General features: G+C 74.8%; 17 protein-coding genes. 8 read left to right on the top strand and 9 right to left on the bottom strand.

What is annotated here, in order from left to right; genetic code table 11:
* Nucleotides 1-54: 54 nt before the first annotated feature.
* From LIX60_RS24650 to rsmH, 4 genes are all read right to left on the bottom strand, one after another.
* Nucleotides 55-1,881: a UDP-N-acetylmuramoyl-L-alanyl-D-glutamate--2,6-diaminopimelate ligase gene (locus LIX60_RS24650; protein WP_374117909.1), complete on the bottom strand. Its 1,827-nt coding sequence runs from the start codon at nt 1,879-1,881 to the stop codon at nt 55-57.
* 166 nt (nt 1,882-2,047) lie between these two features.
* On the bottom strand, nt 2,048-4,036 hold the full coding sequence (locus LIX60_RS24645; protein WP_227960675.1) for a penicillin-binding protein 2: 1,989 nt from the start codon (nt 4,034-4,036) through the stop codon (nt 2,048-2,050).
* A 33-nt stretch (nt 4,037-4,069) separates the two neighbouring features.
* Complete coding sequence (locus tag LIX60_RS24640) at nt 4,070-4,558, bottom strand: septum formation initiator family protein (protein ID WP_374117908.1); 489 nt, start codon at nt 4,556-4,558, stop codon at nt 4,070-4,072.
* Nucleotides 4,555-5,511, bottom strand: a complete 957-nt coding sequence (rsmH, locus tag LIX60_RS24635; RefSeq protein WP_227960673.1) for a 16S rRNA (cytosine(1402)-N(4))-methyltransferase RsmH — start codon at nt 5,509-5,511, stop codon at nt 4,555-4,557. Before rsmH ends, LIX60_RS24640 begins: the two co-directional genes overlap by 4 nt.
* A 382-nt stretch (nt 5,512-5,893) precedes the next feature.
* On the opposite strand from rsmH, the gene LIX60_RS24630 reads away from it, so the two are divergent.
* The 4 genes from LIX60_RS24630 (at nt 5,894) to LIX60_RS24615 (ending at nt 11,508) form a co-directional block, all read left to right on the top strand.
* Nucleotides 5,894-6,436 carry a carbonic anhydrase gene (locus LIX60_RS24630; RefSeq protein WP_227960671.1) on the top strand — a complete coding sequence of 181 codons (543 nt, stop codon included), beginning with the start codon at nt 5,894-5,896 and terminating at the stop codon, nt 6,434-6,436.
* Between the two features lie 252 nt (nt 6,437-6,688).
* The gene (locus LIX60_RS24625; RefSeq protein WP_227960668.1) at nt 6,689-7,708 is read left to right on the top strand and encodes a MoxR family ATPase; all 1,020 of its coding nucleotides are present in this window, start codon (nt 6,689-6,691) and stop codon (nt 7,706-7,708) included.
* Nucleotides 7,708-9,057 (top strand): DUF58 domain-containing protein, encoded by a 1,350-nt coding sequence (locus LIX60_RS24620; RefSeq protein WP_227960666.1) that lies wholly within the window; start codon nt 7,708-7,710, stop codon nt 9,055-9,057. The genes LIX60_RS24625 and LIX60_RS24620 overlap by 1 nt, the downstream gene beginning before the upstream one ends.
* Nucleotides 9,058-9,084: 27 nt before the next feature.
* Nucleotides 9,085-11,508, top strand: a complete 2,424-nt coding sequence (locus LIX60_RS24615) for a DUF3488 and transglutaminase-like domain-containing protein (protein WP_227960664.1) — start codon at nt 9,085-9,087, stop codon at nt 11,506-11,508.
* 283 nt (nt 11,509-11,791) lie between these two features.
* Here the strand turns inward: LIX60_RS24615 and LIX60_RS24610 are convergent, their stop codons facing one another.
* From LIX60_RS24610 to LIX60_RS24600, 3 genes are all read right to left on the bottom strand, one after another.
* A complete protein-coding gene (locus LIX60_RS24610) occupies nt 11,792-12,190 on the bottom strand; it encodes a DUF3040 domain-containing protein (RefSeq protein WP_019709455.1) in 399 nt (132 codons plus the stop codon).
* Between the two features lie 277 nt (nt 12,191-12,467).
* Nucleotides 12,468-13,247, bottom strand: a complete 780-nt coding sequence (locus LIX60_RS24605) for a methyltransferase (RefSeq protein ID WP_227960661.1) — start codon at nt 13,245-13,247, stop codon at nt 12,468-12,470.
* Between the two features lie 85 nt (nt 13,248-13,332).
* Nucleotides 13,333-13,875, bottom strand: a complete 543-nt coding sequence (locus LIX60_RS24600; RefSeq protein WP_227960659.1) for an SAV_6107 family HEPN domain-containing protein — start codon at nt 13,873-13,875, stop codon at nt 13,333-13,335.
* Nucleotides 13,876-14,181: 306 nt separating this feature from the next.
* On the opposite strand from LIX60_RS24600, the gene LIX60_RS24595 reads away from it, so the two are divergent.
* From LIX60_RS24595 to LIX60_RS24580, 4 genes are all read left to right on the top strand, one after another.
* On the top strand, nt 14,182-15,024 hold the full coding sequence (locus tag LIX60_RS24595; protein WP_227960657.1) for an ATP-binding cassette domain-containing protein: 843 nt from the start codon (nt 14,182-14,184) through the stop codon (nt 15,022-15,024).
* The gene (locus LIX60_RS24590) at nt 14,996-17,086 is read left to right on the top strand and encodes a YhgE/Pip family protein (protein WP_227960655.1); all 2,091 of its coding nucleotides are present in this window, start codon (nt 14,996-14,998) and stop codon (nt 17,084-17,086) included. The genes LIX60_RS24595 and LIX60_RS24590 overlap by 29 nt, the downstream gene beginning before the upstream one ends.
* 47 nt (nt 17,087-17,133) lie before the next feature.
* A complete protein-coding gene (locus LIX60_RS24585; RefSeq protein ID WP_227960653.1) occupies nt 17,134-17,775 on the top strand; it encodes a TetR/AcrR family transcriptional regulator in 642 nt (213 codons plus the stop codon).
* Between the two features lie 476 nt (nt 17,776-18,251).
* Complete coding sequence (locus LIX60_RS24580) at nt 18,252-19,802, top strand: NAD(P)/FAD-dependent oxidoreductase (RefSeq protein WP_227960651.1); 1,551 nt, start codon at nt 18,252-18,254, stop codon at nt 19,800-19,802.
* A 181-nt stretch (nt 19,803-19,983) separates the two neighbouring features.
* Here LIX60_RS24580 and LIX60_RS24575 read toward each other — a convergent pair whose 3' ends face one another.
* Together LIX60_RS24575 and metF are read right to left on the bottom strand one after the other, a co-directional pair.
* Nucleotides 19,984-20,943: a hypothetical protein gene (locus tag LIX60_RS24575; RefSeq protein ID WP_227960648.1), complete on the bottom strand. Its 960-nt coding sequence runs from the start codon at nt 20,941-20,943 to the stop codon at nt 19,984-19,986.
* Between the two features lie 30 nt (nt 20,944-20,973).
* Complete coding sequence (gene metF / locus LIX60_RS24570) at nt 20,974-21,894, bottom strand: methylenetetrahydrofolate reductase [NAD(P)H] (protein WP_050364009.1); 921 nt, start codon at nt 21,892-21,894, stop codon at nt 20,974-20,976.
* Nucleotides 21,895-21,932: the final 38 nt, after the last annotated feature.

Here is a 21,932-nt window from a genome sequence, read left to right as displayed (position 1 = left end):
CCCGTGGGGGCCGGACGGCTGCCGGGTGAAGGCGTGTGCGCGCATGGCGGTCTGTCATCCCTGGTCGGTGGAGTGCGGAGGGAGCGCGCCGCCGGCTTCCGCCGGGGTGGAGCGCTCCGCGGCGGCACGGGCGCGGATGGCCCCGCCCAGCACCTCGCGGTCGTCGAAGGCGCGGACCACGCCCGCGATGTGCTGGCCCTGTTCGTGCCCCTTGCCGAGGACCAGCACCGCGTCACCGGGCTCGGCCCGGGCGACGGCCGCGGCGATGGCCTCGGCGCGGTCGGCGTGCAGCAGGACGTCGCCGCGCTCGTGGACCGGGACCTCGGAGGCACCGGTGAGCATCACGGCGAGGATCGCCAGGGGGTCCTCGGAGCGCGGGTTGTCGGAGGTGAGCACGGCGGTGTCGGAGAGCCGGGCCAGCGCCGCGCCCATCGGGCGGCGCTTGTGCGGGTCGCGGTCGCCGCCGCAGCCGAGCACCGCGTGGATCCTGCCGTCGGTGACCCGGCGGACCGCGCGGAGGACGGACTCCACGGCGTCGGGCTTGTGCGCGTAGTCGACGAAGGCGAGATACGGCTGGCCCTCGTCGACCCGTTCCAGCCGGCCGGGGACCCCGGGGATTCCCGCGACGCCGTCGGCGGCCGTCTGCGGGTCGACTCCCGCGACGACGAGAGCGGTGACCGCGGCCAGGGCGTTGGCGACGTTGAACGGGCCCGGCAGCGGCGCGGCGGCCCGCACGGACTCGCCCTTGGGGCCGACGGCGGTGAAGGTGGAGCCGAGCGGGCCGACCTCGATCTCCTCGGCGCGCCAGTCGGCGTCCGGGTGGCCCTCCGCGGAGAAGGTGGTGACCGGGACCTCGGACTCGTGGACCAGGCGGCGGCCGTACTCGTCATCGAGGTTGACGACGCCGGCGCGGCTGCGGCGGGCGGTGAACAGCTGGGCCTTCGCCCGGAAGTAGTCCTCCATGTCCGGGTGGAAGTCCAGGTGTTCGGGGCTGAGGTTGTTGAAGACGGCGACGTCGAACACGCAGCCGTCGACCCGCCCGAGGACCAGGGCGTGGCTGGAGACCTCCATGGTGACCGAGCGGACACCGCGCTCGCGCATCACGGCGAAGAGCGCCTGGAGGTCGGTGGCCTCCGGGGTGGTGCGCTCGCTCTTGATGCGCTCGTCGCCGATCCGGGACTCGACGGTGCCGATGAGACCGGTGGGTTCGGGGGCGCCGCCGTCCTCCCCGTCCCCGCCGTCGTCCGCGCCGGTGACCGGGTGCCGGCGGCGGGCGGCGGCCGCGGCCCGGAGACCGCCGTCGATCATGTACGCGGTGGTGGTCTTGCCGGAGGTGCCGGTGATGCCGATCTGGAGGAGGTCGCGGCCCGGGTCGCCGTAGACCGTGACGGCCAGTTCGCCCATCCGGCCGCGGGGATCGTCCACGACGAGGACCGGGAGGCCGGTGGCGGTGGCCCGCTCGGCACCGGACGGGTCGGTGAGGACGGCCGCGGCGCCGAGGCCGGCGGCCTGTCCGGCGAAGTCGGCGCCGTGCAGGCGGGCTCCGGGGAGCGCGGCGTAGATGTCGCCGGGGCGCACCGCGCGGGAGTCGTGGGTGATGCCGGTGACCGCCGCGTCGGCTGCGCCCGGGGGGAGCTCGGCGCCCAGCTGATCCGCCAGCTTCGCCACCGGCGTCGGGTGGACCCGTTCGGGGCGTGGCGCCCCCGGGGGGTTCGCGGGGACTCGCCTCGGGGCGTCCCCCGTCGGCGGCGCGTCGGGGGACGGGGTGTGGGACTGATCAGCATGTGGCACGGCGGTGAGCGTACCCGGCCCACCGGGCGGGTCGCGAAACAAGGGGTGGAAGGCATTCCGTTCCTCGCCGTCCGGGGTGATCGACGTCACGGGATCCGGCCTCAATCTCTTTCTCGGTTACTGGGGCGTCCGGGCTCTCCGGTATCTCCCGGTTCTCCGGGCCTCTTCCCGGTTCTTCCGGTTTCGGCTCTTGTTCCCCGTTGTCCCGCCCTGTGGTGCGTCGATCCGCGTGATTCCGCCCGGTTCCGGCGCGCGTTCAGCCGCGCGGCTCGAACGTCACCGGCAGTTTCGCCGGGTCGGCGCCGGTCGGGGCCACTTTGAGACTCTTCAGCGCGAACTCCGTGACCTGCTTGTAGACGGGGCCGCAGACCTGGCCGCCGAAGTAGCTCCCCTTGTCGGGGTCCGGGTCCTGGACGGCGCAGTAGACGGTGACCCTCGGCCGGTCCGCGGGTGCGAATCCGGCGAACGAGGCGGTGTAGCCGTTGTAACGGCCGGTGTCCGGGTCCACCCGGTTGGAGGTACCGGTCTTGCCCGCGACGCGGTAGCCGGGGATCCGGGCCCTGGTGCCCGTTCCCTCCTCGCTGCCGACGACGGACTCCAGCATCCTCGCGAGCGTCTTGGCGGTCTTCTCGCTGACGACCCGGGTGGTCCGGGGCTCCGGTGCCGGGGTGAAGCGGCCGTCGGGGCCGGTGGTGCCGCGGACGAGCGTGGGCTCCACGCGCACCCCGCCGTTGGCGATCGTCGAGTAGACGGAGGCGGCCTGGACGGCGTTGATCGAGAGCCCCTGGCCGAACGGGATCGTGTACTGCTGCGAAGCGCTCCAGTCCTCCGGCTTCGCCAGGATGCCCGGGGTCTCGCCGGGGTAGCCGAGGCCGGTGGGCCGGCCGATGCCGAACTTCCGCAGATAGGAGTGGAGGACCTTGTTGGCCTCCTTCTGCGTCGTGCCGAGCTGTTCGACGGCGAGGATCGTGCCGAGGTTGCTGGACTTGGCGAGCACGCCGTTGAGCGTCAGATACCAGGTCGGGTGGTCGACGTCGTCGGCGAAGAGCCGGTCGGCCCGGTGCAGCCGGTTGGGCACCGTCACATGGGTCCCCGGGGTGGCGGCGCCCTCCTCCAGGACGGCGGCCATCGACATCACCTTGCTGGTGCTGCCGGGCTCGTACGCGTCCTGGAGCGCCGGGTTGCCGAGGCCCGTGCCGGCGGCGGAGATGTCGTTCGGGTCGAACCCGGGGGCGTTGGCCAGCGCCAGGATCTCGCCGCTTCGGGTGTCCTGCACGACGACGTAACCGCGCTGGGCACCGGTCTCGCGGACCTTTTCGGTGATGGCCCGCTGGGCGGCCCACTGCAGGTCGCGGTCGACGGTCAGCCGGACGTCGGAGCCCGGCACGGCGGGCTGCTCCCGGGCGCTCTCGGTGGGCACCCGGCGGCCGCCGGAGTGGGCGTAGGTGATCTTGCCGGGCTCACCGGCCAGTTCCTTGTCGAGCTTGGCCTCCAGGCCGCCGCCGCCCCTGCCCTCGGCGTTGACGAAGCCCAGTATCCCGGCGGCCAGCTCCCGGTTCGGGTAGATCCGCTTGCTGTGCGGCTCCTGGTAGATCCCCGCCAGCGGGTTCGGCTCGCCGCCGGAGCCGGCCTTCTCGGCGAAGCCGTCCCTGAGGTCCTTGATCTGCTGCCAGACCTGCGGGGACTGGCGGCGGGCCAGGACCGCGTAGCGGGAGTTGCCCGCGGAGAGCTTCTCCGCCAGCCCGTCCTCGTCCTGCTCCAGGATGGGCGCGAGCAGTTCGGCCGCCTGTTCGGGCGCGTCCCGGCTCCCGCTCTGCTCCGGGGCGAAGAGATACGGGTCGCCGATGATGTCGTAGGCGTCGACGGTGGTGGCCAGCTCCCCGCCGGAGCGGTCGGTGATGGAGCCCCGCTCGGCGGCGATCGTATGGGTGATGTACCGGTTGACCCGGCTCTTGGCCGCGTAGGTGTCGGCCTCCACGGCCTGCACCTGGAGCAGGCGGACCACGAACGCGAGCATGACGAGGGTCAGCGCGAGGCTGATCAGCCGGAGGCGGGGACGGGGGCTGCCGAGGCGGATCGGCCGCTGCGCCGGGCGGCCGGGGCGCGGACCGCGGCCGCCGGGGGCGCCCGGTCCGCGGCCCTTGGCACCGCCGGACCGCGGGACCCTCCCCGCCGGCCCCGGCCGGCGGCCGCGGGGGGCGGCGGGGCCGGGCACCCGCCGGCGCGGCTGCTGGGGGTCACTCATGCGCTGGCCTTTCCGGTGCGGGGGTGCGGGCGGTCAGCCGCCGGGGCGGTGCGCGGGCGGCTCCGGGAGCGGCCCCTCCGCCGGCCCCGAGAGCCCGGAGAGGCCCGGAAGCCCGGAGGGAGCGGCGGAGGCGCCGGACGGGCCCGGCGCCGGGGACGGCGGGGCGGCCGCCTCGGACGGGACGCCGCGCACGGTGCCGTCCGGGTACAGGAAGACCGGGCTGCCGCCGGGGACCATGCCGAGCTCGCGGGCGCGCTCCGCGAGCGCGTCGGGCGCCGTGAAGGCGTCGACCTCCTGCTGCAGGGCCTGCTGCCGGCCCGTCAGGTCGGTGGTCTCCCTCCGCAGCTCGCTGAGCCGGAAGGAGCCCTGGTTGAGCGAGGCGTTGAGGAGGAGCAGGCTGATCAGCCCGCCGGCGAGCAGCAGCACCACCAGCAGGACGAACGGAGTGCGGGCCGCCGTGCTCGGCCCGGCCGGCATCAGCCGGGCCAGCCGGGCGGCCCTGCCGCGGAGCGTCCGCTTCACCGGTGGTCCTCCCTGATCCGCTGGGCGCCGCGCAGCCGGGCGGGCGCGGCGCGCTTGTTCTCCGCCACCTCCGCGCCGCCGGGCAGCTCCGCGCCGCGGGTCAGGAGCTTCAGCCGCGGCTGGTACTGCTCGGGGACGACGGGCAGACCGGGGGGCGCCGTGTTGCCCGCTCCGGCCGCGAACACCTGTTTGACGAGCCGGTCCTCCAGCGAGTGGTACGACAGCACGGCGATGCGGCCGCCGACGGCGAGCCGGGAGACCGCGGCGGGGATCGCCCGTTCGAGGACGGACAGTTCGCCGTTGACCTCGATGCGCAGCGCCTGGAAGGTGCGTTTGGCCGGGTTGCCGCCGGTGCGCTTCGCCGCCTGGGGCAGGGCGTTCCGGATCAGTTCCACGAGACGGGCGCTGTTCGTGAAGGGCTCCTCGGCCCGGGCCCTGACGACGGCGTCCACGATCTTCCGGGCGAACTTCTCCTCGCCGTAGGCGCGCAGGATGCGGACCAGGTCGCCGGGCGGGTAGGTGTTGAGGACCTCGGCCGCGCTCATGCCCGTCGTCTGGTCCATCCGCATGTCGAGCGGTGCGTCCTGGGCGTAGGCGAAGCCGCGTCCGGCCTCGTCCAGCTGCATGGAGGAGACCCCCAGGTCGAACAGGACGCCCTGGACGCGCGGGATGCCGAGCCGGTCCAGCACCTCGGGGAGCTCGTCGTAGACGGCGTGCACCAGGGTGGCCCGGTCCGCGTGGGGAGCGAGCCGCTCGCCGGCGAGCCGCAGCGCCACGGGGTCGCGGTCGAGGGCGATGAGGCGGACGCCGGGGAAGGCGTTCAGCAGGGCCTCGCTGTGCCCGCCGAGGCCGAGGGTGCAGTCGACGGCGACGGCGCCCGGCTCGGCCAGGGCAGGGGCCAACAGGTCCAGGCACCGCTGGAGCATCACCGGGACATGTCGGGTCTCGCTCATGCGCCCTCTCAGATCGGCGCCGCCGTACGCACCGCCGGGTCCCCGCCCGCTCTCGCGAGCCGCTGGCACCGGGGAAGGAGCGTCAGCCGACCGGGGAGCGGGAGGAGGCCGAGCCGTATGTACAGGCCGCGCACGCGGGATTTTCGGTCCGGGGGAGCTCCGCGCCTCCCACTTCGCGTCACTTTAGTCCACTCCCCGGCGCGGTCAATCAACGGGCCTGCGCGCCGCGCGGACCGTGCTCCCGGCCCTCCGCGGGGCCGTCCGGGGGGCCGCCTGCGGGGCCGTCCGCGGGGTGTGGATCGGCTCACATCCCGGGCCGTTGGACGGCTTTGCCCCCATCTCACAGCGGGCCCCGGCCCGGCGCGCCGGATAACGTCGGAGTATGTCGACATCTGCGCCCGCACCCCGCCCCGCCACCGACAGCGTCATCGACCGGCTCGTGAGCGCCAACCGCGCGTACGCCGCCGGGTTCACCGACCCGGGCATGGACGCCCGGCCCGTCCAGAAGGTCGCCGTCGTGGCCTGCATGGACGCGCGGCTGGACCTGCACGCCGCCCTCGGCCTGGACCTGGGTGACGCCCACACCATCCGCAACGCCGGCGGTGTGGTCACCGATGACACCATCCGTTCGCTGACCATCAGCCAGCGCGCCCTGGGCACCCGCAGCATCGCTCTGGTCCACCACACGAACTGCGGTCTGGAGAGCCTCACCGAGGAGTTCCGGCACGACCTGGAGATGGAGGTCGGCCAGCGGCCGAACTGGGCGGTGGAGGCGTTCCGGGACGTCGATCAGGACGTGCGCCAGTCGATGCAGCGGGTCCGCACCTCGCCGTTCCTGCTGGACACCCGCGACGTCCGCGGGTTCGTCTTCGACGTGACCACAGGGCTGCTGCGGGAGATCGACCCCGCGGGGCCGGAGTCCTGAGCCCCGGGGGGCCACGGGGGGTCCCCCGTGACCCTCCGGCTCTTCGGGCAGACAAGCCGGTACACACGGGGGCAAAGAGACCCGGGTTGTCCACAGGCGTGTGACGTGAAGCCGTGAGGACGGCAAGAATGCGGAGATACGGCACCGTCGCCGGCGAACGCCGGACGCGGTGAGCGCGTATGACGCGCGTGTGATGTGTGGCCGGCCCGCCGAAGGGTGCGCCGGCCCGGAGAACGGGCCGAGGAGGGCTGGGTGACGACCTATGACGATCGAGCGAGCCTCACTGATCTGACCACCACCGCGGAGCGCGTGCGCCGGTCGGTGGAGAACGTGATCGAGGGCAAGCCGGAGGTCGTGAGGCTCTCGCTGACGGTGCTGCTCGCCGAGGGGCATCTGCTCATCGAGGACGTACCGGGGGTCGGCAAGACCATGCTGGCGAAGGCGCTGGCGCGGTCGATCGACTGCTCGGTGCGGCGCATCCAGTTCACCCCCGACCTCCTGCCCTCGGACATCACCGGGGTGAGCGTCTTCGACCAGCAGCGGCGGGACTTCGAGTTCAAGCCCGGCGCGATCTTCGCCCAGATCGTGATCGGTGACGAGATCAACCGCGCCTCGCCGAAGACCCAGTCGGCGCTGCTGGAGTCGATGGAGGAGCGGCAGGTCACCGCCGACGGGCAGACGTACCACCTGCCCAGCCCCTTCATGGTGGTGGCCACCCAGAACCCGGTCGAGATGGAGGGCACCTACCCGCTGCCGGAGGCGCAGCGGGACCGCTTCATGGCCCGGGTGTCGATCGGCTACCCCAGCGCCGAGGCCGAGCTGGAGATGCTGGACGTGCACGGCGGCGTCTCGCCGCTCGACGACATGCAGCCGGTGGCGCACGCCCACGACATCGTCAAGCTGATCGACGCGGTCCACTCCGTGCACGTCGCGGACTCCGTCCGGCGCTACACCGTCGATCTGGTGGCGGCCACCCGCAACCACCCCGAGCTGCGGCTGGGCGCCTCGCCGCGGGCGACGCTCCATCTGCTGCGGGCCGCGAAGGCCTCGGCGGCCCTGCACGGCCGGGACTACGCCCTCCCGGACGATGTGCAGGCGCTGGCCGTCCCGGTGCTCGCGCACCGGCTGCTGCCCACCGCCCAGGCGCAGCTGGGGCGGCGTACGTCCGAGCAGGTCGTCGCCGACATCCTCCGGCAGACCCCGGTGCCCGATCCCTCCGCGCAGCAGTGGCGCGGAACGCCGGGCCGGCCGCCGGGCCTGCGGGGGCTGTGATGTCCGGCGCGCCGGGAGAGGCCGCGGCGCCCGCGGAGGGCCGGGAGCAGCGGGGCACCCTGCGGGGTGCGCTGGCCGGGCTCACCACCCGGGGGCGGTCCTTCCTGGCCGCCGGTTTCGCCGCGGCCGCGTGCAGTTACGTCCTGGGGCAGGACGACCTGCTGCGGGTCGGGCTGCTGCTCTCCGTCCTCCCCCTGGTGTGCGTCGCGGTGCTGTACCGCACGCGCCACCAGGTGGCGGGCAGCCGGCGGCTGGCTCCCGCGCGGGTCCCGGCCGGCTCGGAGGCGCGGGTCCATCTGCGGGTCGACAACGTCTCCCGGCTGCCCACGGGGCTGCTGATGCTGCAGGACGGGGTGCCGTACGTCCTCGGGCCGCGCCCCCGGTTCGTCCTGGACCGGGTGGAGCCGGGCGGGCGGCGCGAGGTGTCGTACCGGGTCCGTTCGGATCTGCGCGGCCGCTATCCCCTCGGGCCGCTCCAGCTGCGGCTGACCGACCCGTTCGGGATGTGCGAGCTGACCCGGGCGTTCAGCAGGCGGGACACCCTGACCGTGGTGCCGCGCACCGAGCCCCTGCCGCCGGTCCGGCTCTCCGGGGACACTCCCGGTTACGGCGAGGGGCGGCACCGTTCGCTCGCGCTGGCCGGCGAGGACGACGTCATCCCCCGCGGCTACCGGCACGGGGACGATCTGCGCCGGGTGCACTGGCGTTCCACCGCACGCTACGGCGAGCTGATGGTGCGCCGGGAGGAGCAGCCGCAGCAGCCGCGCTGCACGGTGCTGCTCGACACCCGGCGTGTCGCGCACCGGGGCGCGGGGCCGGACTCCGGGTTCGAGTGGGCCGTGTCCGCGGCGGCCTCCATCTCGGCGCACATGCTGGAACGGGGCTTCTCGGTGCGGTTGCTGACGGACACCGGGGACGCGGTGCCCGGTACGGACGGCGGCGCGGGGACGCCGGGGGACTTCGCGGACACGGCCGGGCTGATCCTGGACACCCTCGCGGTGGTGGACCACTCCGACGGGCCGGGGCTGTCCGGGGCCTACGACCATCTCCGCGGCGGCCGGGAAGGACTGCTGGTGGCGCTGCTCGGAGCGCTGGACGAGGAGCAGACGGCGGTGGTGGCGCGGCTGCGGCACCGGACCGGGCGGGCCGTCGCGTTCGTCCTGGACACCGGCGCCTGGGCGCGCGAGCCGGACGCGGACCCCGACGGCTTCGCGGGCCGGCTGCGGCTGCTGCGCGAGGCGGGCTGGTCGACGGTCCCGGTCCGCCCCGGCGCGGCCCTGCCCGACCTGTGGCGGATGGCGGAGCGGCCGCGAGCGGGGGCACCGGCGGGCGGGCAGACGGGGGCATGACATGACGCGGCGGACGGAGGAGCGGCGATGAGCGGACGCGGACGGCTGGCGGTGAGCGCGGCGCTGGCCACCCTGCTGGCGGCCTGCTCCCTGCTGCCGCTGGTGAAGGAGGCGGGCTGGCTGCCGCAGGCTGCGTTCCTGCTGGCGGCCGTGTCCGGGGCGGGCGCGCTGGCGCGGCGGGCGCCGCTGCCCCGCCCGCTGACGGCCCTCGCCCAGCTGCTGGTGGCGTTCCTGCTGCTGACCTGGTTCTTCGCGCGGGGGCAGGCCGTGGCCGGGCTGCTGCCCGGCCCGGACGCCTTCCGCGAGTTCGCCCTGCTGCTGTCGGAGGGCGCGCAGGACATCGGCGAGTACTCCATACCGGCGCCCGTGACGCCCGGCATCCGGCTGATGCTGGTCGGGGGTGTACTGGCGATCGGCCTGCTGGTGGACGTGCTCGCCGTGACGTACCGGGCGGCGGCCCCCGCCGGCCTGCCGCTGCTGGCGCTGTACTCCGTGGCGGCCGGGCTGGACCAGGGCGGCTCGCGCTGGCTGTGGTTCCTGCTGGCGGCGGTCGGCTATCTGCTGCTCCTGCTGGCCGAGGGCCGGGACCGGCTCTCGCAGTGGGGGCGGGTCTTCAGCGGCGCGCCGCCCGCGCCCAGCAGGCTGGGGGCCGGGCTGGAGCCGTCCGGCGGCGGCCGGGCGGCCGCCCCGCTCCGCACCGGCCGCCGGATCGGCGCGGTGACGCTGGGCATCGCCATGCTGCTGCCCGCGGTCATGCCCTCACTGGGCGACGGGCTCCTCGACGGGCAGCGGGGCACCGCGGGCTCCGGGCCCGGGGCGGGCACCATCACGACCGTGAATCCGCTGGTGTCCCTGCAGAACAGCCTCAACCAGCCGGAGAACCGGGAGGTCCTCTCCTACCGGACGAACGCGGAGAACACCCGGGACCTCTATCTGCGGATCGTCGCCCTGGACCAGTTCGACGGCTCTTCCTGGAAGTCCTCGGAGCGGCCGATACGCCCGGTACCCGACGAGCTGCCGCCGCCCCGCGGGCTGAGCCCCGAGGTGGCGACGGCCAGGATCGACACCTCCATCTCGGCCTCCGACTCCTACCGGCAGAGCTGGCTTCCGATGCCGTACCCGGCCACCCGGGTGGAGATCGGCGGGCGCTGGAGCTTCGAGCCGGAGGGCCGCACCCTGGTCGGCAACCGCCGGCAGACGACCCGGGGGGCGGAGTACCGGGTGTCGAGCCTGCTGGTGCAGCCGACGGCGGCGCAGCTCGCCGCGGCCGGCCCGCCGCCCGCCGATCTGCTGCGCGAGTACACCGAGGTCCCGGACTCGCTGCCCCCGGTGGTGGCCCGCACGGCGCGGGACGTGACCGAGGGCGCGGGCAGCGCGTACGAGAAGGCGGTGCGGCTGCAGGACTGGTTCGCGTCCGAGGGCGGCTTCGTCTACGACACCCAGGTGGAGGCCGGGAGCGGCAGCGAGGCCATCGCCAACTTCCTGGAGCAGAAGGAGGGCTTCTGCGTCCACTTCTCGTTCTCCATGGCCGCCATGGCGCGGACCCTGGACATCCCGGCGCGGGTGGCGGTCGGTTTCACCCCGGGAACGGCGAGCGCGAACGGCACCATGTCCGTCGGCCTCCGCGACGCGCACGCCTGGCCCGAGCTGTACTTCGAGAACATCGGCTGGGTCCGCTTCGAGCCGACGCCCTCCCGGGGAACGGTCCCCGACTACACCGTGCCGGACGCCCCGGAGAGCGGCACCACGGTCCCGGACGAGCCGGAGCCCGTCGAGTCCTCGGAGCCGTCGGCCGCCCCCTCCGACCGGGAGGACTGCCCGGCGGACCAGCGGTTCCTCGGTGAGTGCCAGGTGCCCCCGGCCGACGCCGGGAGCGGTGCCACCGGTGGCGGACTGCCGCTGCGCACGATCCTGCTGTCCACCGCGGCGGCCGTCCTGCTGCTGGGACTGCCCCTGCTGCCGCTGGTGTGGCGGACCCGGGTGCGCGGACGCCGGCTCGGCGGAGCGGGGAAGGAGCCGCGTGACCCGGCCGGGGAGGTCCTCGCCGCCTGGCGGGAGCTGATCGACTCGGCCTGGGACCACGGCTTCCCGCCCGACGACTCGCAGACTCCGCGCCGGGCCGCCGAGCGGATCGTGGCGGCCGGCGGGCTGGAGGAGCCCGCGGCGGAATCGGTGCGCCGGGTGGCCGGGGCCGTGGAGCAGGTGCTCTACGCGCCGGTGCCGCGTCCGGCGCCGGGGCTCGCCGACGACGTACGGCGCGTGCGGGCGGCGCTGCATGCCGCGGCCGGGCGGGGAACGCGGCTGCGGGCCCTGTTCGCGCCGCGCTCGGCGGTACGGGTGGTGTGGGCCTGCTCGCGCCGGTGGTGGGCGCTGACCGAGCGGTGGAGCGCCGCTTGGACCACGGCTGTGCTGCGGGTCTCCCGGCGCGTCCCCTCCCGGCAGCGGGGCTGAGCCCGGAGACGGACCGGGGAACGGCCTTCGCCGGGACGGCCCGGCTCCCGGAGCGGGCCGTGCCCGGAGGCCCCGCGTCCGGGGATCGCGACGGGGCCGGTCCGGGCGGTCCGGCCGGACCGGGCATGGGCCGCGAACGGGATACGCGGGGCGGGGGACGGGAACGGGGAAACGCCCGTGTACGCGAACAGACGTGAGGGGTGACCTCTCACGAGGCCACCCCTCACGGTGTGTCCGTGTGCCGGCTCCGCGGTCCGGCTCGGCCGTCCGCCGGTGCCGGCGGCTAGTGTCCCGGCTCGTCGCGGCGGCGCTGCCAGCGCTCCTCGATGCGGTTCATCATGGAGCGGCGCTGCCTGCCCTGTCTGCGGCTTCCCTGGGCGCCGGTATCGGCGGGCTGCTGTTCACCCGGCTGGGGTGCCTTGCGCCAACTGGTGACGGCGAGCGCGGCGCACCCGAGCATGACGAGGAACCCCACCACGCTGATCCAGATCTGCTGGGCGACCATGCCCGCCATGAGAAGCGCGATACCCACCAGAAAACCCGCGACCGCCTGGTACACCCGGCGACGGGTGTACGTGCGCAGCCCGCTTCCCTCAAGCGCTGTCGCGAACTTGGGATCTTCGGCGTACAGCGCTCGCTCCATCTGCTCGAGCATGCGCTGCTCGTGCTCCGAGAGCGGCACGGAGTCCTCCTACTCGTCGGTCGCGGGAGCGACCGGGTGCGACGCTTTCAAGGATAGGCAGGGATTCGCCCCCGTGAAACCCGCTCCCCTGCGTCATTTCCCATGACGCAGGGCACATCGGGTCAGGTTCCGGGTCACTCTCCCCTGCCGGCCCGTCCGACGATGCCGACCGTGTTCCCTCGATCATACGGGGCAATGCGTCCGATTGGGTGAGGCTGTGGCCCAGAGCAATGCGCCGGCCGGAGTCGGGCGACTCCGGACGGTACGTCGTACGGCGTCAGCCGGATTCCCGTTCAGCCAGGACGTGCAGCTGGGTGGCGACGGACTGGAGGGCGGGGACCTCCGCCGCGGCCGCCTCCAGCTTGAGCAGGGCCTCCACGGCACCGGGCTCGCCGTCCACCAGCGCGCCGGGCACCAGGTCGGCGAAGACGCGGACGCCGTGCACCGCCTCGACGGCGAGCCCGGCACCGGTGACGAGCGCGGTCAGCTCCTCCGGGGTGAAGCGGCGGGGCACCGGGTCGCCCTCCCCCCAGCGTCCGTGCGGATCGGCCAGAACCTGCCGTGCCTCGGAGAAGTGCCCGGCGAGCGCGCGGGCGAGGACGGCACCGCCCAGGCCGGCGGCGAGCAGGCTGAGCGTGCCGGACGGGCGGAGCGCGGCGACGGCGTTGCGCACGCCCTCCGCCGGGTCCTCCATGTATTCCAGGACGCCGTGGCAGAGGACGGCGTCGAAGCCGCCCCGCTCGACCACGTCGAAGAGGCCGTGCGCATCGCCCTGGACTCCGCGCACGCGGTCGGCGACGCCGGCCTCGGCGGCCCGCCGCTCCAGCGCGAAGAGGGCGTTGGGGCTGGGGTCGACCACGGTGACGCGGTGGCCCTGACGGGCCACGGGCACGGCGAAGTTGCCGGTGCCGCCCCCGGTGTCGAGCACGTCGAGCACGGCGCGGGAACCGTGCCCGCCGGGGCCCGCGCTCTTCATCCGGCGGTCCAGTGCCTCCCGGAGCACGTCCCAGACCACGGCGGTGCGGAGAGAGGCTCGGGGGCGCATCGGGTCGGACACAGCGGGGGACTCCTCGGCGCGGGACCGCCGCGGGGACGGCGGTCGCAGTCGGTGCAGGCGCCCTCCACCCTATTGCCTCTCCCGCTCAGCTCGCGTCGGGCTCCGCCTCCTGCCGCGGCTCGGCGGTGCGGGCCTGCGGCAGCACCGGCTGGAGCACCAGCATCCGCTCCACGAGCCGCAGGAACATCCCGGCGTCGCGCAGCAGATCGTCGGCGTCGCGGCTGCCGGCCGCGTCGCGTATGCCCGCCTCGGCGCGGGCCCGGCGGGCGGCACCGGAGGCGAACAGCATGCTCCACTCGGTCAGTTCGGGAGCCACCTCCGGCAGCACCTCCCAGGCGCTGCGGATGCGCTGCCGGCGGCGCGGGCTGCTCTCGGGCCGGCCGCGGACCGCGAGCACGGCCGCGGCGGTCCGCAGGGCGGCGAGGTGGGCGGTGGCGTAACGCTCGTTCGGCTCCGGGAGTCCGGCGGCTTCGTCCAGCCCGGCACGGGCCTGGGCGAGCAGGCCCAGCGCCTCGGGCGGTGCGCCGGCCCGGCGCACCACGGGGTGGACGTCGGCCGGGGAACCGGCGAGTGCGGGGGTGGTCCGGTTGCTGCGGCGTCGGCGCGCTGCGGCGGACGTGGTCGCCATGACGAACCTCCTGTCGTCGCGGAACGGCTGTCGGGGCCGTATGTGCACATCGTCGGGCACACCACTGACAATCCGGCCTGACCTGCGGTTTCCTCCCGTACCAGCCGCTTCCCGGGTTTTCCCGCCGCGGCTCGGGAGGGTTCCGTGCCGCCTCCCCCCTCCCCCACGCCCCCGCGAGCCACGCCCCCGCGAGCCGGGCCCCCGGCGGTGGGCCGCCACGCCTCGGCCGCTATGTTTCTGTACTGACCAGTCAGTTCAAAAAGCCGCCGGCACAGCCGGCGCGGAACGAGGAGAGGGGACGCGAGGGTGAAGGACACCACCCCGCGGGGAGCGGCGGTCTCGGCCGAGGGGTTCGGCCTGCGGGGCCCCCGCGGCTGGGCCTTCCGCGACATCGCCGTCACGGCGGAACCCGGTGCGCTCATCGCCGTCGAAGGGCCGTCCGGTACGGGCCGGACCTGCCTGCTGCTCGCCCTCACCGGGCGGATGCGGGCCCACACCGGGCACGCGGAGGTCGGCGGCCTCCGGCTGCCGACCGGCCGGGGAGCCCGGCGCGGGCACATGGCCGCCGTACGGCGGATCAGCGCCCTCGGCCCGGTCCCGGGGGTCTCCGAGCTCGAACCGTCCCTGACCGTCGCCGAGCACCTGCGCGAACGCGCCCTGATGGAACGCCGGTTCGGCACCCCGCCCCGGGAGCTGCTGCGTCCGCGCGCCGCACGGGCCGCGGACCTGCGGGAGCGGATCGAGGCGGCGCTGGAGGGCGCCGGGCTGGCGCCCGAGACCCTTCCCCAGGGCTCCCGGACGACCGTGCGGGATCTGGAGCGGCTGGAGTCGCTGCGGCTCTCCGTCGCGCTCGCGCTGACCGGCCGGCCACGGCTGCTGGCCGTCGATGACGCCGATCTCAAGCTGCACGGCCGGGAGCGGGCCGCCGTCTGGGAGTTGCTGACCGGGGTGGCCGCGGCGGGGACCACCGTGCTCGCCGTGTGCAGCCAGGCCCCGCCCGGCTCCGTCACCGTCCGCACGGCCGCCGCGGAGACCCCCGGGGGCGACGGGCCGTCCGCCGGGCCCTCCGGCGCCCGCACGGATTCCCTGGACGAAACGACGGACGGGAAGGGGGCACCGGATGCGTTCGCCACGACTCGCCGCGCTTGAGCTGCGGCGCTTCGGCCGGGGCCGGATGCCGCGGGCGGCGCTCGTCGCCCTGCTCCTGCTGCCGCTGCTCTACGGGGCGCTCTACCTGTGGTCGTTCTGGGACCCGTACGGCCGGCTGGACAAGGTCCCGGCCGCCCTCGTCAACGCCGACCGCGGCGCCACCGCCGGCGGTGAACGGATCACGGCGGGCGACGAGATCGCCGACGGGCTCCGCGACAGCCACACGTTCGAGTGGCACGAGGTCAGCGCCGCCGAGGCCCGTGCGGGGGTGGAGAGCGGCCGGTACTACCTCTCGCTCTCCGTGCCGGGCGACTTCAGCGAGCGCCTCACCTCGGGCTCCGGCGGGGAGCTCCCCGAGAACGGCGCGCTCCGGGTGCGCACCAACGACGCCAACAACTACGTCGTCGGGCAGATCTCCAGGACCGTCTTCGCCGAGGTGCGCTCCGCGGCCTCGGCGGACACCGCCCGCTCCTATCTGGACAAGATCTTCCTCTCCTTCTCCGACATCCACGGGGCCACCGAGAAGGCCGCCGAGGGCGCCGACAAGCTGGACGAGGGCGTGGACAAGGCGCACCGGGGCGCCACGGACCTCGCCGACGGCCTGGCCAAGGCGGAGAAGGGCAGCGGCGATCTCCGGACCGGGCTGCGGAAGCTCCACAAGGGCGCCGGACGCCTCGACTCCGGCGCCGCCCGGGTGGCGGAGGGCACCGGGAAGCTCGCCGAGGAGGCCGAACGGATGGGCCGTGTCGTCCCCTTCCTCAAGGAGCACGGGGACGAGATCGGGCGCACCGCCGGCCTGGTCGCCGACACCGCCGGGACCGTCCGCGGCCACCTCGGCGATCTCCCCTCGCCCACCACCGCGGCCGAACTGGCCGGGGAGGCCCGCGAGGCGGCGGACTTCCTCGCCGCCGACCACAAGGAGCGCTGTGAGCGCGCCCCGGCCCCCGACACCGCCTGCCCGGGGCTGAAGAAGGCCGCCGAGGCCGCCGGGAAGTCCGCGGAGGCCGCGGAGACCGTCGAGTCCCTGGCGCGGAGCGAGAACGGCGAACTGGACCGGCTGGACCGCGACCTGGCCTCCGTGCAGCGGCACGCCCGGACCGTGGAGCGGAAGGCCCCGGCCCTCTGGAAGGACGTCGACACCGCCGTCACCGACATCGGGAAACTGGACGCGGGCGCGGAGAAGGTCGCCCGCGGCGCGCACTCCCTGCACACCGGCCTGGCCACCGCCAAGAAGGGCTCGGAGCGCCTCGACCGGGGGATCGGCAGGCTCTCCGAGGGCGCCGGCGATCTGGGCGGCGGCCTGTTCCGGCTGGCGGACGGATCGGAGAAGCTGGCGGGCGGCCTGCACGACGGCGCGCGGAAGATCCCGGACTACGACCGCGAGGAGCGCGACGCCCGGACGGAGGTCATGGCCGACCCGGTCCGGCTCGCCAACCGCTCACTGCACACGGCGCCGGACTACGGCACCGGCTTCGCCCCGTACTTCATCCCGCTCTCCCTCTGGGTGGGCGCCATGGTCGCGTACATGCTGATCCAGCCGCTCAACCGGCGAGCGCTGGCCACCGGTGCCGCCTCCTGGCGCATCGCGGTGGCCGGCTGGCTGCCCGTCGCGGCCCTGGGAGTGCTGCAGACGGCGGCCCTGATGTCCGTACTCCACTGGGGACTCGGACTGGAGATGGCGCGGGCCGCGGGCACCATGGGCTTCCTGCTGCTGGTCACCGCCTGTTTCGCGGCCGTCGTGCAGTGGCTGAACGCGCGCTTCGGCCCGGCCGGCCGCATCCTCGTCCTGGCGCTGCTGATGCTCCAGCTGACCTCCGCGGGCGGCACCTACCCCGTCGAGACCAGCCCCGGCTTCTTCAACGCCGTCCACCCCTTCCTGCCGATGACCCACGTCGTCGAGGGGCTGCGCCGGCTGATCACGGGAGGCGGCCTGGAACCGGTGTGGCAGGGCACCGCGGTGCTGGCCGCGTACACCCTGGGCGCGCTGGCGCTCACCGCCTGGTCGGCCCGGCGCCGCCAGGTGTGGACGGTGGACCGGCTGCACCCGGAGCTGAGCCTGTGAGGCCCGACCCGCCGGTAGACCGCCCGGTAACCGGGAGAATCAGCGGCATGGAGAGCACGAGCACCCGTCGGCGGGCCACCCGCACCAAGCTCTACGAGGCGGCCGTCACGCTCATCGCGGAGCAGGGCTTCTCGGCCACCACGGTGGAGGAGATCGCCGAGCGCGCCGGGGTGGCCAAGGGCACCGTCTACTACAACTTCGCCAGCAAGACCGAACTGTTCGAGGAGTTGCTCCGCCACGGGGTGGGGATGCTCACCGCCTCGCTCCAGCGGGCGGCGGACGAGACCGCGGAGCGCGGCGGCAGCCGGGTGGACGCGCTGGACGCCATGGTCCGCGCCGGACTGGCCTTCATCGACCGCTACCCGGCCTTCACCCAGCTCTACGTGGCCGAACTCTGGCGCACCAACCGGGCCTGGCAGGACACCCTGCTGGTGCTGCGGCAGCAGGCGGTCGCGGTCGTGGAGACGGTGATCCGGGAGGCCGTGGAGCACGGCGAGGTGAGCGGGGAGATCGACGTCCAGCTGACGGCGGCGGCCCTGGTCGGCATGGTCCTGGTGGCGGCGCTGGACTGGAAGGCGTTCCAGCCGGAGCGGACCCTCGACGACGTGCACGCCGCGCTCTCCCGGCTCCTGCAGGGGCGGGTCGGCGGGGAGCGGAGCGGCCGGGAGGACCGCGCGGGCACGGTGTGAGCGCGCGGGCATGGTGTGAGCGCGCGGGCATGGTGTGAGCGCGCGGGCATGGTGTGAGCGCGCGAAAAGGGCGCTGTCCTGGCGTGGTGCGATCCCCCGTCGTACCCCGCCAGGACAGCGTTCCCCCGTACCCCCGTGCCCGGGTTTCCCCGTGGCCCGGGTTTTCCCCCGTGCCGCCCGGACGAGCTCCCCCGTGGTGCTCCTCCGGGCCGTCCCGGGGTGCCGCGCCGTTCCGCCGCCCCGTGCCGGCGGTGCCTGCGGGCTCCCCTTCCGTGCCCCTCACTCTTCCGTCCGCGGGCGGCCCGGCCCATCCGCGCGGCTACTCATCCGCCGCCTGGGTACGGGTACTCAGACCCTGCGCCGCATACTCACGGGCGGGCACGGCGGCACTCCCCCGGCACCGGCGAAACCCCCGGCCGGACGGGTGGAACGGGCCACCGGCACGGCTGTCGGCACCCCCGGCTAAGGTCTCGCGCATGGCACGGATTGCGGTGATCGGCGCCGGCACGGGCGCGATGGCGGCCGCCGCCCGGCTGGCCGTGGCAGGCCACCGGGTGGCGGTGTACGAGCGCGCGGAGACGTACGGCGGCGCCGTCCGCCGCTTCGAACGCGACGGGTTCGGCTTCGACACGGGACCGGGGCTGCTCCATCTGCCGGCCGTCTTCCGGGACTTGTTCCTCAAGACCGGCAAGGAGCCCCTGGAGTCGTGCCTCGCGCTGGAGCAGGTCGACCCGGCGAGCCGGCATCTGTTCGCGGACGGCACGGACCTCTCCCTGCCGGGCGCCTCCCGGGCCGGCGTGACCCGGGCCCTCGACGCGGCGCTCGGCGCGGGTGCCGGGGAGCGCTGGGGCGGGCTGCTGGACCGCGCCCGGGAGACCTGGGAGGCCACCCGGCGGCCGTTGCTGGAGGAGCCGCTGCCGCGCGACCGGGCCGGCCTGGAGCGCGATCCCCACCCGGCCCCGCCCGGGCGGAGGCTGCTGGGCCTGCGCAGGACGCGACCGCCCGGCACCCTCGCCGAACTCGCCCGGCGCGAGCTGCGCGATCCCCGGCTGGCCGCCCTCCTGGAGAGCCACGCCCTGGCCTACGGCTTCGACCCGAGGACCGTGCCCGCGAGCGCGGCCGTACTGCCGTATCTGGAGCACACCTTCGGCAGCTGGTACGTGCGGGGCGGCCTGCGGGCCCTGGCGGAGGCGCTGTACGAGCGCTGCCGCGCGCGGGGCGTGGAGTTCACCTTCAGCGCCGAGGTGACGGGCGTCCTCGTCGAGAACGGGCGGGCCGCCGGACTGGAGCTGCGGGACGGCGGACGGGTCGCGGCCGAGGCCGTGGTCTCCGGCGTCGACGCCCGGCTGCTGTACGACCGCCTGCTGCCGCCGGAAGCGGGCGCTCCGCCCGCTCCGTCCCCCACCGCGGCCCCGCCCGGCCACGGCCGGTTCAGCCTGCTGCTGGCGCTGCGCGGCCCGCGTCCGGAGGGAACGGCACACCGCACGGTGCTGCACGCCGCCGATCCGGCCACCGAACGGGCCGGTCTGGACGCGGACTTCGGCAGCCTCTGCGACCGCCCCACCGTGACGGTGCTCCGCCCCGGCGATCCCGCACTGCTCCCGGACCCCGGCCATGAGACCGCGGTGCTCTCGGTGACCGTCCCGCCGCACGCCCCCGGGGGGACCGGGGCGGAGGGCTCCCTCGACTGGACCGCCGGAGGGCACGCCGAACGGTTCGCCGACGCGGTACTGGCCGCCGCCGGCAAGGCCGGGCTCGATCTGGAGAGCCGGCTGCTGTGGCGGGAGGCCCGGACACCGGCCGACACGGAACGCGAGACGGGGGTGCCCGGGGGCTCGGTGCCGGGCCCCTCGCTGGCGGGCGCGGGCGGTGCCTTCCTCCGCGCGGGCAACCGCGCCGGTGTGGGCGGGCTGTATCTGGTGGGCGGTTCGGCTCATCCCGGTGGCGGGCTCGCCCATACCGGGATGTCGGGCGCGCTGGTCGCGGGCCTGATCGTGAACGGCGACGACTGGCGCGGCTCGCAGTAACGGCGGGGCCCGGCCCGCCCTGTGGGCCCCGCCGCGGGCCCCGGCCGCGGAACGGCGGACGGCCGGCGCCGGTCCGCCGGCCGGACGTGCCGGGAGGGGGCCGGCACCCTCGCGGGGTGCGCGGAAAGCGCACCCGCTCAGGGCTCGGGCCGGCGGCTCCGGGCTCGGTGGCTCCGGCGGATCAGTAGCGGTACTGCTGCTCGTCGAAGCCGCTGTTGTAGCCCGGGGGCGCCTGGTACGGGTAGGGCGGCTGGTCCGCCGGGGCCTCCTCGGGCGGCAGGGGCCCCGCACCGTCGCGCTGCTGCGGCACCCAGACACCGCCGGGCGGGGTCTCGGAGTACGGCTGCGCGTACGGGTCCGGGGCGTACGGGTCCGCCGCCTGGTACGGCGCGCCCGCGTACGGGTCGGCCGCCCCGTACGCTCCGCCGTCCGGGGCGTAGCCCTGGCCGTAGCCCTGGTCACCGGCGCCGGAGTACGGGTCGGCGTAGCCGCCGTACTGCGCCGTCTGGTAGTCGTACGTGCCCTGGCCCTGGCCGTAGCCGGTCTGGCCGCCGGCCTGCCCCGTGGCGGCGCCGGTCCCCACGTAGGTGCCGTAGCCGTCGTCGTAGCCGGCGTACTCGCCGTAGCCGCCGCGGCCGGTGTCGCGGCCGGGATCGCCGTACCGGGTGTCGCCGTAGACGCCGTACTCACCGGTGTCGTCGGGCAGCGGCTCCGGCCGGTAGACGGCGGGTTCCGGCTCCCGTTCGGGCCGCCCGCCGTCGTCGGGGAACGCCCCGTCGTCGGGGAACTCCGCGCCGTCGGGCAGGGCTTCGAGGTCAGAGACCTCCAGGGTGGGCTCCGCCCGGTTCCCGGGGTCGCCCTTGCGGCGCTTGCTCGCGCCCGGTTTGCCGCCGATGGCCCACCCGGTGGAGAAGCCGCGCCGGAAGGAGAGGGTGACGAAGGTCTGTCCGACGGCGAAGGCCATCGCGCCGATGCCGATCAGCACCACGGAGGGGATCAGGAGGACACCGACGACCACGCAGGAGAAGCCCGCGAAGGCGAGGAGCCGCCAGCGCAGCCGCGCCTTGTACTGCAGCAGCACTTCACCGAGCAGCCAGAGGGCGACGACCCCGAATGCGATGTAGAGGACTGTCCAGCCCATGTGCCGCCCCGCTTCCGCCGCTTTCGGCCGTCATCGGGGCCGCTGGTGCAGCCCCAGATTCTCGTAGATCTCCAGCGTCGCCGTCGAGTGGTTCAGGGTGATGAAGTGCAACCCCGGGATGCCCTCTCCCATCAACCGCGCGCACAGCTCCGTGGCGTATTCGATCCCCATGGAGCGTACAGCGGCCGGGTCGTCTTTGACCGCGAGGATCCGCTCGGCCAGCTCCGGGGGGAAGGCCGCGTTGCTGAGCTGGGCGAATCTCTCGATCTGCCGGACGTTGGTGACCGGCATGATCTCGGGGATGATCGGGGTCTCGCAGCCCGCCGCCGCCACCCGGTCCCGCAGGCGCAGGTAGTCCTCCGGGTAGAAGAACATCTGGGTGATGGCGAAGTCGGCGCCGGCCCGGCACTTGTCGACGAAGTGCCGTATGTCGCTCTCCCAGTCCGGGGAGCGCGGGTGCATCTCGGGGAAGGCCGCGACGCCCACGCAGAAGTCGCCGGACTCCTTGATCAGCCGTACGAGGTCGGCGGCGTACCGGACGCCCTGGGGGTGCGGGACCCACTCGCCCATCGGGTCACCGGGCGGGTCGCCGCGAAGCGCGAGCATGTTCCGGATACCCGCTCCGGCGTAGCTGCCGATGACGTTGCGCAGTTCGGCGACGGAGTGGTTCACCGCGGTGAGGTGGGCGACGGGGGTGAGCGTGGTCTCGGTGGCGATCCGCTCCGTGGCGCGCACGGTGCCGTCCCGGGAGGAGCCGCCCGCGCCGTAGGTCACGGAGACGAAGGTGGGGGCGACGGCCTCGATCCGCCGGATGGCGTTCCACAGCGTCCGCTCGCCCTTCTCCGTCTTGGGGGCGGCGAACTCGAACGAATACGACTGCGCGCCGGACGCGAGGAGGTCGCGCACGGTGCGGGCGTGGTCCGTCCGGGTGGAGGGGATACCAAGGGCCATACCGGCAGGTTAACCACCGGCGCACCCCGTCCCCAGCA

The organism is Streptomyces sp. S07_1.15, assembly GCF_020739505.1.
In the GTDB taxonomy this organism is placed as follows: Bacteria; Actinomycetota; Actinomycetes; order Streptomycetales; family Streptomycetaceae; genus Streptomyces; species Streptomyces xinghaiensis.
The sequence above is the reverse complement of the archived record's forward strand: the minus strand, read 5'-3'. Positions and strand labels throughout refer to the sequence as shown.

Excerpts from the sequence above, each read along its gene's own strand:
- LIX60_RS24645 (WP_227960675.1), bottom strand. The coding sequence starts at position 4,036 with ATGAGTGACCCCCAGCAGCCGCGCCGGCGGGTGCCCGGCCCCGCCGCC.
- rsmH (WP_227960673.1), bottom strand. The coding sequence starts at position 5,511 with ATGAGCGAGACCCGACATGTCCCGGTGATGCTCCAGCGGTGCCTGGAC.
- LIX60_RS24630 (WP_227960671.1), top strand. The coding sequence starts at position 5,894 with ATGTCGACATCTGCGCCCGCACCCCGCCCCGCCACCGACAGCGTCATC.
- LIX60_RS24620 (WP_227960666.1), top strand. The coding sequence starts at position 7,708 with ATGTCCGGCGCGCCGGGAGAGGCCGCGGCGCCCGCGGAGGGCCGGGAG.
- LIX60_RS24615 (WP_227960664.1), top strand. The coding sequence starts at position 9,085 with ATGAGCGGACGCGGACGGCTGGCGGTGAGCGCGGCGCTGGCCACCCTG.
- LIX60_RS24600 (WP_227960659.1), bottom strand. The coding sequence starts at position 13,875 with ATGGCGACCACGTCCGCCGCAGCGCGCCGACGCCGCAGCAACCGGACC.
- LIX60_RS24590 (WP_227960655.1), top strand. The coding sequence starts at position 14,996 with ATGCGTTCGCCACGACTCGCCGCGCTTGAGCTGCGGCGCTTCGGCCGG.
- LIX60_RS24585 (WP_227960653.1), top strand. The coding sequence starts at position 17,134 with ATGGAGAGCACGAGCACCCGTCGGCGGGCCACCCGCACCAAGCTCTAC.
- LIX60_RS24580 (WP_227960651.1), top strand. The coding sequence starts at position 18,252 with ATGGCACGGATTGCGGTGATCGGCGCCGGCACGGGCGCGATGGCGGCC.
- LIX60_RS24575 (WP_227960648.1), bottom strand. The coding sequence starts at position 20,943 with ATGGGCTGGACAGTCCTCTACATCGCATTCGGGGTCGTCGCCCTCTGG.
- metF (WP_050364009.1), bottom strand. The coding sequence starts at position 21,894 with ATGGCCCTTGGTATCCCCTCCACCCGGACGGACCACGCCCGCACCGTG.